Source organism: Lysobacter sp. Root690 (genome assembly GCF_001427785.1).
Lineage (GTDB): Bacteria > Pseudomonadota > Gammaproteobacteria > Xanthomonadales > Xanthomonadaceae > Lysobacter.
Genome location: NZ_LMHM01000001.1, coordinates 404,429 through 419,998, shown reverse-complemented (window position 1 = coordinate 419,998; position 15,570 = coordinate 404,429). Strand labels below are relative to the sequence as shown.

Here is a 15,570-nt window from a genome sequence, read left to right as displayed (position 1 = left end):
GGTGCGGGGCTGTCCACACGCGGGCGTATGTTTTGCGTGGGGCCTGGTCGTTATGGGCGATTTGGGCTGCGATGTTGGGGGTGCCCGATGCCGCCATGTGGCGTAAAACGACCGTTCGTCCCGGACCTTTTGAATTGACGATCCTGCGACTTTCAATTCACCGATCAAGATAGAAAGCCAAGAGCTTCCGCCCGCAAGCGGGCGGGTTACTTTCTTTTGTCTAAAGCAACAAAAGTCCGCCTGGATTCCCTTCGGTCAAAAGGTAACCAAAGAAAAATGCCTTGTTGTGAATCAACGGCTCGCGCGTGCGTTGCTGACGCGGGCACGCGCCACACATCCATGTGCGCCGCCCTTCGGGTGTGCTTTTGTTCTCGCGAGTTACAGGCCTCGCAGCGCTGGTAGCGGCGCCTGAAATGAGACCAAAGCCGCATGGCCTAACTGTAGGAGCGGCGCGAGCCGCGACCGCGGGACTGCGAAAACGACGCCTGCTCCGAACTTACCGCAATGACATGGTCAAGGTTGGCGAAAGGAAATCTTGCAAAGAGCAGTTCCCATGGCGCCACCCATACATCTATTGATCCGCGGAGTATCCGACGGCCCCTAACGCGACCTTGGAAAATCCGGGGAATCGCAGCTAGCCGCTTGGGGTTCGCGTCCCGGCAATACACCCGACGACTACTGCGAGGTGGGTTCGCTGAATTTCGATCGACGCTATTCCTGTCCAGTCCGCGACAACCCGGTGTCCACTGTGGATCGGGCATCTTGCGCGAGCGCGCCGCTGCGCTGAACAAGCCCACAGGCAGCAACTTCACCGCAGGTCGCGCAGCAGTTTTCCGGTATGGCCCGCCATATCCAGCTCAACCACGCAGTGATCTCCTTCGCGCGAATAAACCGTGCTGTGACTGATCCATTTGGGCAACTCGCCGTCCTGCAGAGGAATCAGCATCGGGCAACCTTTGATCGTGGCCGCGCGCAGCCTTCTTTCGGGACGTTCGCTAGCCGAGGGCTTCAACAGCAACCAATCGCCCGATTGTTGCCACGTACCATCCACGATCATCTCGTTGGGACAAATGTCGCACCACGATTGATGGACATAGCGACCGGACTCGAGCAAACGGAGGTTTCCGCCCGCCAACAAGCCGATCGACCAGTTTTGTCCCGGCTGCATGTAAGGACTGGCATGCAGGACGAAAACCGGAGCGCCGATGAAAACCGCCAGAGTCAAGGCCAATGCGGAGAACGTGATCGCCTTGGAGGTGAACATCGGCTTTTGCTCCTGTGTGATCCGGGACAATGGTGCATACGGTTACTGGATCGAACGGTAGCGCATCCGGCGCGGCTGCGGCCACCGGCGGCTCGGTGGTACACGGCCAGCGAAATGCCGCAGATCGGCAACTCGCTGGCTTGGCCCGGCACCCCCGTCAATTCACCAGGCAATCAAACCTGAGCGTAGTGCTCTGCCCCGCGCCGAGGGTGCCGAGCGCGATGCCCGCGCTCAGGTCGGCGACGGTGAAGCTGCCCGCGGGCACGCCATTGCCGCTGATCGTTACCACATTGGCGGATGGGCAGGTCAGCCCGGCGACAGGCGTATCGCGCACGATCGAACCGGTGACTTCGCCAGGTCCGTTATTGGTCGCGACCAACGTATAGGAAGTCGCGGCGCCGGATGCCACCGTGTCGTTGGCCTGATCGCGCGGTCCCGCGCCGAAGGTGTTGGTCTTGGTGATCGACAGATCCACCACCACCGGATTGTTGGTGTAGGTGCAGGTGGTCGCCGCGGTGCTGGCGGTGATCGTCAGCGTCCGCCCGGTCGCGCCGCTGGCCAAGGGGCTGCCGCCGGTGCAGGCGAGCGCGGTGGTGTAACTGGCGGTCGTCGCGCCGCCGCCGAAGGTTTCCGCCGGCAGGGTCAGCACATCGCCCGCGAACACGGTTACGGCCGGGCCGGTGCTGTTGGTCGGCGCGGTCGCGCTGAAGGTCGGATTGGCGCTGCCGCCGGTCGTGGTCGCACTGGCGGTGTGGCCGGCGGGACTGTTCGCGCTCCAGACCTTGGCCAGGTTGATCTGCTGCGCGATGCGGGTGTTGGTGTAGGTGCAGACCGCCGCGTTGCCGCTGGTGATGGTCAGTGTGTTGGCGGCCTGTCCGTTGGTTCCCGACAGCGTATGGCCGCCGGTGCAGGCCAGGGTGGTGGTGTATTTGCCCAGACCGGTTCCGGTTTCCGCGGGCAGAGTGACGACATCGCCCAGGCGCACGCTCACTGGCGCGCCGCTGTTGGCCGCGGTCGGCGCGGTGGCGTCGAACGACACCGTGTTGTTGTTGCCGCCGGTGGTCGCGCCGATCGTCACCGTATCGCCGGTCTTGCTGTTGGCGGCCCAGGCCTTGGCCAGTTGCAGCGTGGCCAGCCGGGTATTGGTGTAAGTGCAGACGATGTTGGTATCGGTCGCGGCGATGGCGATGCCGTCGCTGGGATCGGTGTCGGCGGCGCCGGTGCAGGCGAGTGCCGGGGCGTAGTTGCCGGCGTTGGTGGCGGCGAGGGTTTCGGCCAGGACGATGGTCTCGCCCGCGAACACGTTGATCGGGGTGGGATCGGTTTCGAGTTCGCCCGCGGCATCGGCGTTGCTGTTGAGCGTGTCGATCACGGTGCCGGCGCGCGAGGCGGTGATGGCCGCGTCGTCGCCGACCGTCGCACCCGTCCATTGCTTGCGTAGCGTCAAGGTCTGCGAGGTCAGGGTGACCGGGTAATCCTCGACTTCGCCGCTGCTCGCCAGGCCGACGGGATTGGCCACGTCGGCGGCGGCCGAAGCGATGCGGAAGCGCGCAAAGCTGGCGCCCGGGTTCAGCCCGGCGACCGTCGGCATCGTCCAGCTCACGGCGGCGGCGGTGCCGTTGCAGGTCGCCGAGGCGGATGTTTCGCCGGCGTCGGCGAAATCGCCATCGCGGTTGAAATCGATGAAGCCGCGCACGAAGGCGCCGTTGCCGGCGCACGGCACCGACAGGTTATGGCTGGCGCCCGGCGACAATGCGATGGCCGCCAGCGCGGCGAAGGCGTCTTCGTCGTCGGTGGGCGTCGGAGTGGTGAAGTTGCCGTCGTCGCCGTTCGCCGCGGCGCTGGCCAGACTGACGTTTTCGATGTCGACCCGCGTGCCCAGACGTACTGCCGGCTGATTCAGCGTCGCCAGGGTCATGGTGGTGTAGGTGGTGTTGCCGTTCGGCAGGTTGCCGCCGTTCCAGGTGAAGTTCGGCAAGTGCTGTGGCTCGCCGTAACTCAGCGGCGCATCGCTGCGGTCGGCGACGAACACCATGACGCCCAGTGCCATGGCCGAGCGCCCGCCGCCGCGCAGGGTCAAGGTCGCGCCGGTGGCGCCTTCCATGAAGGCGACGGCCATCGGACCGGCCGTGCACAGCGGCGTGCTGCCATTGAGGGTCAGCGTATTTCCGGTGATGTTGGCGGTGGCGTTGGTCGTACAGCCGGCGGTGCGGAAGCGGTCGATGATGCGCCAGCTGGTCGCGGTCGGTGCGTTGGCGGAAATCGATTCGTTCTGGCCGGTGCCGCCGGTCAGGGACTGCTCTCCATCGGCGACCACCAGTCCTTCCAGCGGAAAATTATTGCCGCCCAGCGTGGCCGCGCAGGCGAACGTGGCCGTCGCCGTCGCGTTCTGGCCAAAATTCAGCAGGCCGTTGTACAAGGTATTGGCCGCGCCGACGCCGCCGATGTTGTACAGGTCGTCGAGTCCGTCGCCCTGCCACAACCCGGAGCGATAGGTGCGGAACTCGTCGTTGTCCACCCCGGATAGCGTGCACGTCACCACCAGCGGTTGCCCCGCCACGGTATAGGTCTGCTGGCTGGTGATGGTCTGATTGGCGGTGCCGTTGCCGATTTCCGCGCAGCTGTCCCCGTTGGTGGGGCAAGTGCCGTTTCCCCAGCGGAACCAGATGATGTTGTTGCGGTAGACGCCCGTGCCGCCGGTCGCGAACTGCGCCTGCGCGGGCGGCGGCAACGCCAGCCAGAACAACGCCAGCACCAGCGCCCACGACCGCAGTCCGGCCAAACGCAACGGCGGACGAAGTGTGCTTCGTCGCGGTCGATGGGACGCTACGGAGGTGGTGCTGGTCATCTGCTCTCCAAGACTGCGGCTTCGCCATCGGCGATCGAGAAAAGTGAGTGCCCCGGGTTGCGGGAGCGTTGATTTGGGCCGCGCCGATATCGGCCATCCATTGCGTATACCTGTCGCGGCGACGGGCGCGGTATCGATGCATTCAATGCGCGTACTGATGCGCGATCCGGTTGCTTGCTCAATCGTCTTCGCTGTCGCGAGTCCGGCCGCGACGGCGCCTGCCGTATCGCGCTAACGCCGGGAAAGCCGACACGCATCAGGACGGCAGGCACGACGCGACGCGCATGCCCGGGATGTGGCGCGCAAGGCTCTGCTTTCAAACATTTGCGCAGCCCTGGTGCATGGGCTGCTCAGAGTGAACATCGGTCCCCCCCGGGCGATGATTGAACATGCTCATGCTAGCGTTCTCGCCAGCGCACTGCATTCCCCAAAATAAGCGCTAAAAAAGTGCTGTAATGCACTTTCAATGCGAGAGCCACCGTTGCACCAACGGCGGCACGGTTTCCACCGCGGTGTCTTGCAGAAAATGGTAATGACGCGGCACCTGTTGCAGCTCGGGCGAGACGAATACGCGCTCGGCAGCCAGCGGCGCGCAATCGACCAGGCCCGCGGCCGGATACACGGTCAACGAGGTGCCGATCGCGAGCACCTTCGCGGCGGCCGCGAAATGCGCTTCGGCCTCGTCCATATGACGCACGGCCTCGCCGAACCACACCACGTCCGGGCGCAATTGGCTGCCGCGCTCGCACAGATCGCCGATCTCGATGGTCGCGCTCTTGAGCGTGTAGACGCGCGGCGGAGTCAGCCCGGTGCTGCGCGACTTGAGGATTTCGCCATGCACATGCAGCACGTTCGAAGACCCGGCGCGCTCGTGCAGGTCGTCGATGTTCTGGGTGATCACCACGACCTCATAGCGCTCTTCCAAACGGGCGATGGCCTCGTGCGCGGCGTTGGGGCGCGCGGCCAGCACGCCGCGGCGGCGTTCGTTGTAGAAGCGCAGCACCGTGGCCGGATCGCGCTGCCAGCCCTGCGGCGAGGCCACGTCTTCGAGGCGATGCTCGTGCCACAGCCCGCCCATGTCGCGGAAGGTCTTCAGGCCGCTTTCGGCGCTGACGCCTGCGCCGGTGAATACGACGATTTTGTCTTTCATGCGGGGAACTCGGTATCGGGAAGCAGACTACGCGACAGCAGATCGTTTTCGCCGAATACGATATGGGCGATCGTGGTCGCGGCGGCGAGCTCGCGCAGCGGCGACGGCAACTCCGACAACCGGATCGGAGCGAGCGGCACGGCGAGCAATTCGTAGGCGTAACCGCCATCGTCCGCGGCGATGTCACTCCAATCGTAGGCGAACAGACCGCGCTGGGCACAGCTTATCCAATCCTCGGCGGTGCCGTCGTGCGGAATCAGCCGGTAAGCGCCGCGGATCGGCAAGGCGTGCACGCCGGCATCGACCCCGTCCACAGTGGCCCGTGCCGAGCGCGGAATCGGGCCGGATCCGGCCGTGGTGAACGCGGCGATCTGGCCGATCGCGTCGCAGGCCAGCCATCGCCAGTCGGTGTACCGATCGTCATCGTCGTGGTTCATAAGCCTGTCGAACGATTGCGGGTTTCAACCATAGCGCCATCGGCGGCATCTGTTGAGGGCGGATTGCGATCGGCGGCATGAGGTTTGGCCCATGCCGGCGGCGCCTGCGTGTTTATCATCGGCTCGCAAGTATCGGGAGAGTGGAATGATCGTTCATGCGCTGGCGCTGGGCCTCGGGCTTGCGTCGCTGTCGGCCACCGCGGCGGCGGCACCGGCTGGTAACTATGTGATCACCGACGTCACCGTGATCCCGGTCGATACCGATGAGGTGCTGCGCAATCGCACGGTGCTGATCCGCGACGGCAAGATCGCGCGAATCTCGGTTCAAGGCGCGCGGACGCGGGTCGAGGGCGCGACGGTGGTCGACGGGCGCGGAAAGTTTTTGATTCCCGGGTTCGTCGACGCGCATGTCCACATCGCCACCGAAGGCGCGATCCGCGACAGCAAGGATCCGGCGATGGCCGCGCTCGACCTGGGGCGCGATCATGCCTACGACCGGCAGGTGATGCTGTCGTTTCTCAAGGCCGGGGTCACCGGCGCGGCCAATCTCGGCGGCAGCGCGGGCAGCGACGAGGATCTGCTGTGGTTGCGCGGGCAGATCGACCAAGGCCGCATCGACGGCCCGCGGCTGTACGTGGGCAAGCGCATCAATGGGCCGCGCGCGGCGGTCGCGATCAAGCCCGAATCGACGGTACCGGCGTCCAGGCCCGAAGCGCCGTATACCGCCGCCGACGGCATCGCCGCGGTGCGCCGCGCGCGCGAACGCGGCTACGACTTCATCAAGCCGTATCAGTTCCTCAATCGCGAGACCTATCAGGCGGTGGTCGAGGAATCCAGGCGCCAGGGCTTCATCACCACCGGCCATTTGCCCGAGCTGGGTTGCGCGAGCTGCGCCGATCGTGCGTTCGCGTTCGCTCATCCCATGACCAACATCGCCCACAGTGAGGAACTGGCGCGGTTCGCCCGCATCGGCAGCGACCTGTCGCCCAAGGACATCGAGGTGTTGGCGCAGGCGGTCGACGCCAGCGGCGTTTCAGTGACGCCGACCCTGATCACGCTGAAGACCATCGTCGGCATGTACGTGCAGCGCGAAGTGGCGTCGGTTCCGGGCGACTGGATCAAACTCGTTGACCCGGTCACCCGCCTGGACTGGACACCGCCGGCCAATCGCTACCTGAGCCAAGCGTTTCGCGATCAGGACGGCGCCGACACGTTCTCGGCCGGTTATGACTTCGCCCGAGTGCTCACGCGCGAGCTGTACAAGCGCGGCGTGAGGTTGACCGTCGGCACCGATGCGGCCTTGCCGGGGCTCGCGTTCGGCGTGTCGGTGCAGCAGGAAATGATCGAACTGCGCGAGGTCGGGTTGCGCCCGCTCGACGTGCTGCGCGCGGCCTCGATCAATGCCCATCGCTTGTTCGATCCGGACGCCGGCAGCGGCGCGGTGCGTGAAGGCGAACGCGCGAATCTGGTGCTGCTCGATGCCGATCCGCTGGCCGATATCCAGAACGTGTCGAAGATCGCCGGTGTGTTCGCACAGGGGCGCTGGTTGCCGATGATCGAGATCGATCGTCGTCTGGACGAAGGTCAGGCATTCGAACGCGGATTGGGCGAGCAGATCGAGCGGATCAAGAGCGCGGTGCACCCGGCGCATTGAGCATCGATCAGTTCGCGAACGCGCTCAATGCCTGGTGGATATCGCAGGCGTAGACGCGATTGTCCCGGTGCAGGTACAGGGTGTCGCCGCGACCGCGGACGAGTTCGGCCCGGAGCGGTTCGCCGTGCTCATCGATCAGGTCGAACGTCGCCACGATCGACGCGCTCGGGCCGTCGTCCAGTCGCAACAGCGTGAAGGTATGGCGCGCGTCGTAACCGCCGGCGAACAGCGCATGATCGCGATAAACGGCGAACGCATGCGCGCCGTACACCGGTACGTTCCAGTGGCGAACGATGCGATGGTCGCGCACCTGCACCAGCGGGAAGTCGGTGTAGTAGCAGGTCCATGCTTCGTTGTGGCTGGCGACGTTGAGCGCATAGCAATCGGCGATGGTGTCCAGTGGCGCTTCGGGCCGGTAGCGAAACACCGGCGTACCTTGCCGGTCCCAGGCGGCCAGGCCATGCGCCGACACAGGGTGGTCGCCGAACACGCCTTCGTCGAAATAACCGGTCCAGATCTCGCCACGCGATGTGGTCTGCACTTGCTCGATGCCGTCGCCCAACCCGATTTCATGCAGCAGCCGGCCGCCGCGTGAGTAGATTCGGCCGTTCAGATCGCTGTCACCACCGCGTTGGCTGGAACGTACGCACACCAGCAGCAGGTCCTCGCCAAGCGGCTGCAGGGCATGGATGTTGTAAAGCTCGTTGTCGATGGTCAGGTCCAGCAACCGCGCGCCATCCAGCCAGGCCTGCGCGCGATAGCGCTGCGGCGCCGCGGGTCGGGCCTTGGCGAAACTCGCGCCTTTTTCTTCGCGCCGATAGTCCAGCGGCTTGAGCGCATGTAACAGGTACACCGCGCGATCGGGACCGATATCGAAGGCGACCAGCTTGCCCTCGCTTGGTTCGAGGGTAAGGATCGGCCACAGTTGCAGGGTCTTCATGACGGGCTTGCGCGGGGTTCCATGCTGAGCGCGGATGGTAGCGCGGTTCGTGCGGATTCGCGGTGGACTCGACCCACCGCGCTGACGAAGCATCGACATGAGCAACCGGCGCAACGCCGATGCGGGTCAACCGCCCGCGCGATCTACCGGGGCGACGTCATGCACAACCTTCACCCGCCCGCGCTCGCGCCGTATCCGCAACCCCTGCCACACCATCAAGCCCAGGTAGGCCACGAACACGCCGCCAATGAGCTGCGCCAGTTGCGGGTCGTCCGGGCCGCTGGCCCAGGGGCGGCCTTCGGGCACGCGGGTCAGGGTTTCGGTGAAACCCGGGATCATGTGGAAGAACAGGGTGAGGGTGTAGCTGATGGCGGCGATGTAATGGGAAATGCGACCGAACAGCTTGCGTCGCTCTGCCAGCCACGCGACCGCTAGCACCAGCAGGGTGACGATGCCCAGCACATGCGGCTTGCCGAAGCCGCCGTGATGGAAGATGAAGAAACCGCTGATGCAGGTGGCCACGGTCATCCAGACGTAAAGCCTTCCGCTGCGCGAGGCCATCGCGATTTCGTAGTGACGCGCGATCGCGACGAAACCCGCGGCGACCGCGATCAGGCCGAGCACGGTGTGGAACATGCCAAATGCAGTGATACCAAACATGCCTGAGCTCCTGGGGATGCCTGGGAGAAAACCGCCGACGCGAGCGGGCGAAGGCGGCGGTGTATGTCAGCGCGATGGTTTCACGATTGCAGGAACGCCAGCAGGTCGGCGTTGAGCCGGTCCTTGTGGGTATCGGTCAGGCCGTGTGGCGCGCCGGGGTAGACGATGAGTTTGTTGTCGGCGATCAGTTTGGCCGAGGCGCGGCCGGCGGCGTCGATCGGTACGACCTGGTCGTCGTCGCCATGCACGATCAGCGTGGGCACGTCGAATTTCTTCAGCTCTTCGGTGAAGTCGGTGGCCGAGAAGGCGGCGATCGAGTCGTAGGTGTTCTTGTGGCCGCCGGCCATGCCCTGCAGCCAGAACCAGTCGATCGCGCCTTGCGACGGCGTGGCGCCGGGCCGGTTGTAGCCGAAGAACGGGCCGGCGGCGAGGTCCTTGTACAACTGCGAACGGTCTGCGAGCGAACCAGCGCGCAAACCGTCGAATACCTCGATCGGCAGCCCACCGGGATTGGCCGGGGTTTTCAGCATCAACGGCGGCACCGCCGAGATCAGTCCGGCCTTGCGGACCCGCGCGGTGCCGTGGCGGCCGATGTAGCGCGCCACTTCGCCGCCGCCAGTGGAGAAGCCGAACAAGGCCGCGTCGGCGACATCCAGATGTTCGAGCAATTCGGCCAGATCGTCGGCGTAGTGATCCATGTCGTTGCCGTCCCACGGCTGACTGGAACGGCCGTGGCCGCGACGGTCGTGGGCGATGCAGCGATAGCCGTTGCCGGCGAGGAAGAACATCTGCGCTTCCCAGCTGTCGGCGCTCAGCGGCCAGCCGTGGCAGAACACCACGATCGGACCGCTGCCCCAGTCTTTGTAGTACAGGTCGACGCCGGCGCGGGTGGTGAAGGTGCTCATGAGGACTCCGTGGTGGGGGCAAGCGTGGGGAGCGGACGCAGCAAGGCAGCTGGTCGCGCGGTGCCGTCCTGGCGGAATGCGCAAGCGAATGGGCGCGCGGACATCACCGCGGACATCGGCGCCCTGAACGAAGCCCACGTAGAACCCGGGCAGCGCAGGACAGCGAGATGCTTGATGAGTGATGTGCGTCGCGTTTGTTAGCGCGCGATGGCGCGGATCGTGAAGGGCACGGCGCGGCCGCGGTCGCCTGCGTGCAGCCATGCGGGGTAAGGTGCAGTCCCAGGTTCTGGTTTCGTCAGGCGATCGCAAGCATGAGCTTCACCCGCGATGCCGTACTCCCGATCGTCCCGCCGGGCGCCTCGCCGATCGCGACCGAACGCCTGCTGCTGGTGCCGGCCACGCTCGCGCTGGCCCGCGCCGAACTCGAAGACCGCGACGCGTTCGCCGCCTTGCTCGATGCGCGGATTCCCGATGCATGGCCGCCGCAGACGGTGGCCGACGCACTGCCGCTGTTCGCGCTATGGCTGCAGGCCGCGCCGGCTTGTGGCGGCTGGTTCAGTTGGTATGCGCTGGCGCGGCAAGAGGATGGCGCGGCATCGGTGCTAGTCGCCAGCGGCGGTTTCATCGGTCCGCCGCTCGACGGCGAAGTTGCGGTCGGCTATGCGGTGCTGCCGCAGTTCGAAGGCCGCGGCTACGCATCGGAAATGACCGGCGCGCTGGTCGACTGGGCACTGGCGCAGCCGCGGGTGGAGCGGGTGATCGCCGAAACCGAATGGGCCAATCCGGCTTCGGTGCGGGTGCTGAGTAAGCTGGGCTTCGTGCGCAGCGGGAACGCGCAGGCGGCCGAGGGTCTGCGTTTCGAACGCAGGCGCGATACGGCCGGCTGAGATCTCGCGCCCGGCGTATTCACGATCGCCTACGTACGTCACGCGATCTGGGCCCGCATCTGGGCCGATAATCGATGCAACCACCGACCCGCGGGCGATGCCATGAACTACCACGCGTTGCTGATCGATCTCGATGGTGTGCTGCGCCGCTGGCCCGAGCGCGACGCGGCGATCGAAGCCGCCCACGACCTGCCGCGCGGCAGCCTGCGCGCGACCGCGTTCGCGCCGGAGCTGTTGGCGCAGGCGGTGACCGGGCGCATCGACGACGGGCAATGGCGCGAGCAGGTCGCGGCGCGTCTGCGCGCGGCGCATCCGCGTGCGCAGGTGGACGATGCAGTGCGGCAATGGTCGCTGTCGTGCGGCGAAGTCGATGCGCCGGTGCTGACCTTGCTCGAAGCCTGCCGGCCGGGGCTGCGCCGCATTCTGGTCAGCAACGCGACCTCGCGCCTGCCGCGCGATCTGGACGCGCTGGGGCTGTCGCGGCATTTCGACGCGATCGTCAACTCCAGCGAGGTCGGCGCGGCCAAGCCCGGCACGGCGCTGTTCCAGGCCGCGTTCGATCGCGCCGACGCCGCGCCGCAGCGCCTGCTGTTCGTTGACGACGACGCGCGCAACGTGGCCGCGGCGGCCGCGCTCGGGGTCAACGCGCATCATTACCGCGGCGTCGCGTCGATGCGGCAATGGCTGGAGGAAGCCGGCGCGCTGGACGGATGACGTCGCGCTGGACGGAGGGCTTAGTCGGTCGTGGCGCCGCGGGCGAAGCGTTCGCGGTAATCGCGCGGGCTCAGCCCGAGTTTGCGGCGGAAATGATGGCGCATGGTGATCGCGCTGCCGAAGCCGGTCTGCGCGGCGATCCGATCGATCGACGCGGCGGTGGTTTCGAGCAGCTCGCGCGCGCGTTCGACCCGCGCCTGGATCAGCCAGTCGCCGGGGGTCGTGCCGGTGGCGGCCTTGAAGCGGCGCATGAAGCTGCGTTCGCTCATCAAGGCCATGCGCGCCAGCTCGGCCACCGGCAGCGGTTCGGCCAGGCGCCGGCGCAGCGCGTCGAGCAGCGGCGCGAGCGCGCCGCGTTCGTTTCGATCGACCGGTCGATCGATGTATTGCGTCTGGCCGCCGTCGCGGTGCGGCGGAATCACCAGGCGGCGGGCGACATGGTTGGCGATCTTCGCGCCGCGATCGCGACGCACCAGATGCAGGCACAGGTCCAGGCCGGCGGCGCTGCCGGCCGAGGTAAGCAGGCGGCCTTCGTCGATGTACAGCGCATTGGGATCGACCTCGATGCGCGGATAGCGCTCGCGCAAGGCATCGGCATAACGCCAGTGGGTGGTGGCGCGGCGGCCGTCGAGCAGGCCGGTCGCGGCGAGCACGAACGCCCCCGAACAGATCGACAGCAAACGCGCGCCGCGTGCATGCGCCTCGCGCAGCGCCGCGACGATGCGTGGTGGCACCGGCGTGTCCAGCGAAGTCCAGCCCGGAACGATCACGGTGCCGGCGCGCACCAGCCGGTCCAGGCCGGCGTCGGCCGACAGCTTCAACCCGTACTGGCCGCGCAACGGCCGGCGCTGCGCGGCGCAGGTTTCGAAGCGGTACCAGTCGCGGCCGAGCTCCGGCCGCGGCAAACCGAACACTTCGGCCACGCACGAGAATTCGAACGCGCACAGGCCGTCGTACACCAGCACGGCGACCCGAGGGTTGATCGGCCCGATGCCGTTGGATGCGATTTTCGACTTAGGCATGATTTGATCGATGGATGGCATTGCCGCCAATGGTGAACCGCCGCGCGGCTGCCGACAATGGCCGCACCTTCCCGCATTCGGAGTCCGCCATGGCCAATGCCGTCACCGCGATCCCCGCCGCCGCGCCCGCACAGGCGCTGGCGCATTTTCAGGCCCTGTTCGCGTTCGAGACCGACTGCTGGGACACCTGCGAGGCGCTGCAGTCGGGCGAGCCCGGCTTCGTGCTGGTCGATACGCGAAGCCCGCAGTTGTTCGCGCGCGGCCATATCGCCGGCGCGATCAACCTGCCGCATCGCAAGATCATCGCGTCGCGCATGAGCGCGTATCCACCGCATACCTTGTTCGTGACCTACTGCGCCGGCCCGCATTGCAACGGCGCCGCACGCGGCGCCTTGCGCCTGGCCGAACTGGGTTATCCGGTGAAGCTGATGGCCGGCGGCATCACCGGCTGGCTGGACGAAGGCTTCGAGTTGCAGCGTTCGGCGCAGGGCGTGGTGGCTTGAGTCCGAGCTTTGCTGAGTTGGCGCGTGTTGCATGACGAGGCGATACCCGCGGCGGTCTCGCGCATCGCCATGTCACGGTTGCCGGCATCGGATCGTCATCCACACGACAGTGCAACGAATGCGCGCGCATTGAACGTCGCGCCGTCGTCCGCACTTCGTTTACCTCACCTGCAAGGATCGACGATGAACGCTGCAATCTCCAAACCCGTGTTCGCACTCAGCAATCCAGCCGGCCTGTACGATCCGGCGCCCAATGGCTATTCGCATCTGGCCCGGATCGAGCCCGGCGCGCGTTGGATCATCGTCGCCGGACAGGGCGGCGAGACCGCCGACGGCGCGCTCGACCCCGATTTCCGCCAGCAAGTGCGCCAGGCCATGCGCAATCTGCTGACCGCCTTGGCGGCCGGCGGCGCGCGCGGCCGCGATGTGGTCAAGCTGACCGTGCTGATCGTCGACCACAGCCACGAGCGTCTGCACGTGTTCGGCGAGGAATTGGCCGCGGCCTTCGGCGCCGATCATCGGCCGACCTGCACCCTGATCCCGGTGCCGCGACTGGCCCTGGACGGCATGTTGTTCGAGATCGAGGCGATAGCGGCCGTAGCGCCATAGGTCGGCCGCTCGAAGCGCTTGCAGCGCGATAAGTCGGCTGCTTATGACGGCCTCGGACGCGCTACAATGCGTTCGTGGCCGCACCAGACTCGCATTCTGCGACCGGTCCCGCCACGCTCCCCCTTCCGATTGTCGCCGCGCGGCCCGAGCCGCGTGGCGCCGACGGCTGGGCGCGGGCCCGCATGACCAGGAGAACCCTATGAGCACCGATCACCGCCTGCTGATCCGCGCCGCGGCCTTCGCCGCCGAGCGTCACCGCCACCAACGCCGCCTCGACCAGGCCGCCTCACCCTACATCAACCATCCCATCGCCCTGGCCGACGTGCTCGCCAACGAAGGCGGCGTCGACGATACCGTCGCGCTGTGCGCGGCCTTGCTGCACGACACGATCGAAGACACCGACACCAGCGCGGACGAACTGGAAGCGATGTTCGGTGCCCGCATCGCCGCGGTGGTGCTGGAGGTCAGCGACGACAAGTCCCTGCCCAAGGCCGAACGCAAGCGTCTGCAGATCGAACATGCCGCGCATGCCTCGCGCGAGGCGCAGCTGGTCAAACTCGCCGACAAGATCTGCAATCTGCGCGATCTGCTCGCCGCGCCGCCGCCGAACTGGTCGCGCCAGCGCAAGCAGGATTACTTCGACTGGTCGGCGCGGGTGATCGACGGCGTGCGCGGCGTGCACCCACGGTTGGAAGCGCTGTTCGACTCCGTGTATGCGCGCGCGGTGGAACTGGCCGATTACGAAGCGGCTTGAGCGGCGGCGATATCGCGCGCGCATCTGCCGGCGCTGCGTTCCATGCCGATATGATTATGCCGATGTGGTTCGGCGGCAAGCGGCAATCGAATCGCCTGGATGCTGCGCAGGGGGCGGTCGCGGCTAGACTGAGCGTCCCCCACCGCCCGCGTCCGCCATGTCCATCACCTCTACGTCCGCCGACCCGTCTTCATTGCAATTGTCTCCGATCGTCGCCGGCGCCTGGCGCATGGCCGAATGGGGCTTCGATGTTGGCCAACGCCTGCAATGGATCAACGAGGCGCTGGCGCTGGGTATCGACAGCTTCGATCACGCCGATATCTACGGCGATTACCGGGTCGAGGCGCTGTTCGGCGAAGCCCTGGCGGCCGAGCCAGGTCTGCGCGATCGCATTCGTCTCGTCAGCAAATGCGGGATCAAGCTGACTTCGGCGCAGCGGCCCGATCACCGTATCAAGTCGTATGACACCTCCGCCGGGCACGTGCGGACTTCGGTGGAGAATTCGCTGCGCGCGCTGCGCACCGACCGGCTTGATCTGTTGCTGATCCATCGTCCCGATCTGTTGATGGACGCCGACGCGCTAGCACTGACGTTCGAGCAGCTCAAGGCGGCCGGCAAGGTGCTGCATGTGGGGGTGTCGAATCACACGCCTTCGCAGCTGCAGTTGTTGCATGCGCGGCATCGGCTGGCCACGCATCAGATCGAATTGTCGCCGCTGCATTTGCCGCCGCTCGACGACGGTACGCTCGATCAGTGTCAGTTGCTCGGGATGCGGCCGATGATCTGGTCGCCGCTCGGCGGCGGGCGTTTGTTCGCCGGCGATGACGCTCACGCTGCGCGGGTGCGCGATTGTCTGGCTGCGATCGGTGAACGGCACGGTGGGGTGTCGGTGGCGACGGTGGCTTACGCTTGGTTGTTGCGGCATCCGTCGCGGCCTTGGCCGATTACCGGTAGTGGGCGTGTGCAGGGGTTGCGGGAGGCGGTGGCGGCGTTGTCGGTTCGGCTTAGTGCTGAGGAGTGGTATGAGATTTGGCAGGCCGGGGCGCAGAGAGAGGTGGCTTGAGGGGCGGGATTTGGGATTGGTAGGGCGGAGCGACGCGTGTGTGGTTCAGAGCGTGCTTGTTTCTGCCTGGATTCTTTAAATCTTTCTTACCGTGCTCGAAGAGATCGCGGACGATTTTTCCATGCTCGTGAATAAGATTTTTGATCCTGCCTTTGGTTTC

Annotated in this window: 15 protein-coding genes; 7 read left to right on the top strand and 8 right to left on the bottom strand. The window is 66.2% G+C overall.

Going from position 1 to position 15,570, the window contains the following annotated elements:
* Window positions 1–808: 808 nt before the first annotated feature.
* From ASD86_RS01800 to ASD86_RS01785, 4 genes are all read right to left on the bottom strand, one after another.
* Window positions 809–1,264, bottom strand: a complete 456-nt coding sequence (locus tag ASD86_RS01800; protein WP_056106209.1) for a hypothetical protein — start codon at window positions 1,262–1,264, stop codon at window positions 809–811.
* A 157-nt stretch (window positions 1,265–1,421) separates the two neighbouring features.
* A complete protein-coding gene (locus tag ASD86_RS28240) occupies window positions 1,422–4,112 on the bottom strand; it encodes a CshA/CshB family fibrillar adhesin-related protein (RefSeq protein ID WP_157476000.1) in 2,691 nt (896 codons plus the stop codon).
* 463 nt (window positions 4,113–4,575) lie between these two features.
* Window positions 4,576–5,262, bottom strand: a complete 687-nt coding sequence (locus tag ASD86_RS01790; RefSeq protein WP_056106202.1) for a Sir2 family NAD-dependent protein deacetylase — start codon at window positions 5,260–5,262, stop codon at window positions 4,576–4,578.
* Entirely contained in the window at window positions 5,259–5,699 is a 441-nt protein-coding gene (locus ASD86_RS01785) for a hypothetical protein (RefSeq protein WP_056106199.1), read from the bottom strand. The genes ASD86_RS01790 and ASD86_RS01785 overlap by 4 nt, the downstream gene beginning before the upstream one ends.
* A 145-nt stretch (window positions 5,700–5,844) precedes the next feature.
* Between ASD86_RS01785 and ASD86_RS01780 the strand changes: the two genes are divergently transcribed.
* Window positions 5,845–7,353 carry an amidohydrolase family protein gene (locus ASD86_RS01780; protein ID WP_056106197.1) on the top strand — a complete coding sequence of 503 codons (1,509 nt, stop codon included), beginning with the start codon at window positions 5,845–5,847 and terminating at the stop codon, window positions 7,351–7,353.
* A 7-nt stretch (window positions 7,354–7,360) separates the two neighbouring features.
* On the opposite strand, the gene ASD86_RS01775 is transcribed toward ASD86_RS01780, so the two are convergent.
* The 3 genes from ASD86_RS01775 to ASD86_RS01765 form a co-directional block, all read right to left on the bottom strand.
* A complete protein-coding gene (locus ASD86_RS01775; RefSeq protein WP_056106195.1) occupies window positions 7,361–8,293 on the bottom strand; it encodes a hypothetical protein in 933 nt (310 codons plus the stop codon).
* Window positions 8,294–8,419: 126 nt separating this feature from the next.
* Window positions 8,420–8,953, bottom strand: a complete 534-nt coding sequence (locus ASD86_RS01770; RefSeq protein WP_056106193.1) for a hypothetical protein — start codon at window positions 8,951–8,953, stop codon at window positions 8,420–8,422.
* Between the two features lie 80 nt (window positions 8,954–9,033).
* Entirely contained in the window at window positions 9,034–9,858 is an 825-nt protein-coding gene (locus ASD86_RS01765; protein WP_056106191.1) for an alpha/beta hydrolase, read from the bottom strand.
* Between the two features lie 311 nt (window positions 9,859–10,169).
* Here ASD86_RS01765 and ASD86_RS01760 point away from each other — a divergent pair, with 311 nt between their 5' ends.
* A complete protein-coding gene (locus ASD86_RS01760; protein ID WP_056106190.1) occupies window positions 10,170–10,745 on the top strand; it encodes a GNAT family N-acetyltransferase in 576 nt (191 codons plus the stop codon).
* A 102-nt stretch (window positions 10,746–10,847) separates the two neighbouring features.
* Window positions 10,848–11,459, top strand: coding sequence for an HAD-IA family hydrolase (locus tag ASD86_RS01755; RefSeq protein WP_056106188.1), 612 nt, complete (start codon window positions 10,848–10,850; stop codon window positions 11,457–11,459).
* A gap of 20 nt (window positions 11,460–11,479) precedes the next feature.
* Here the strand turns inward: ASD86_RS01755 and ftrA are convergent, their stop codons facing one another.
* Complete coding sequence (gene ftrA, locus ASD86_RS01750) at window positions 11,480–12,481, bottom strand: transcriptional regulator FtrA (RefSeq protein WP_056107045.1); 1,002 nt, start codon at window positions 12,479–12,481, stop codon at window positions 11,480–11,482.
* 89 nt (window positions 12,482–12,570) lie between these two features.
* Here ftrA and ASD86_RS01745 point away from each other — a divergent pair, with 89 nt between their 5' ends.
* From ASD86_RS01745 to ASD86_RS01730, 4 genes are all read left to right on the top strand, one after another.
* The gene (locus ASD86_RS01745) at window positions 12,571–12,984 is read left to right on the top strand and encodes a rhodanese-like domain-containing protein (protein ID WP_056107042.1); all 414 of its coding nucleotides are present in this window, start codon (window positions 12,571–12,573) and stop codon (window positions 12,982–12,984) included.
* A gap of 183 nt (window positions 12,985–13,167) precedes the next feature.
* Window positions 13,168–13,593, top strand: coding sequence for a RidA family protein (locus tag ASD86_RS01740; protein WP_056106186.1), 426 nt, complete (start codon window positions 13,168–13,170; stop codon window positions 13,591–13,593).
* 199 nt (window positions 13,594–13,792) lie between these two features.
* Window positions 13,793–14,347, top strand: coding sequence for an HD domain-containing protein (locus ASD86_RS01735; RefSeq protein ID WP_056106184.1), 555 nt, complete (start codon window positions 13,793–13,795; stop codon window positions 14,345–14,347).
* Window positions 14,348–14,504: 157 nt separating this feature from the next.
* Window positions 14,505–15,410 carry an aldo/keto reductase gene (locus ASD86_RS01730; RefSeq protein ID WP_056106182.1) on the top strand — a complete coding sequence of 302 codons (906 nt, stop codon included), beginning with the start codon at window positions 14,505–14,507 and terminating at the stop codon, window positions 15,408–15,410.
* Window positions 15,411–15,570: the final 160 nt, after the last annotated feature.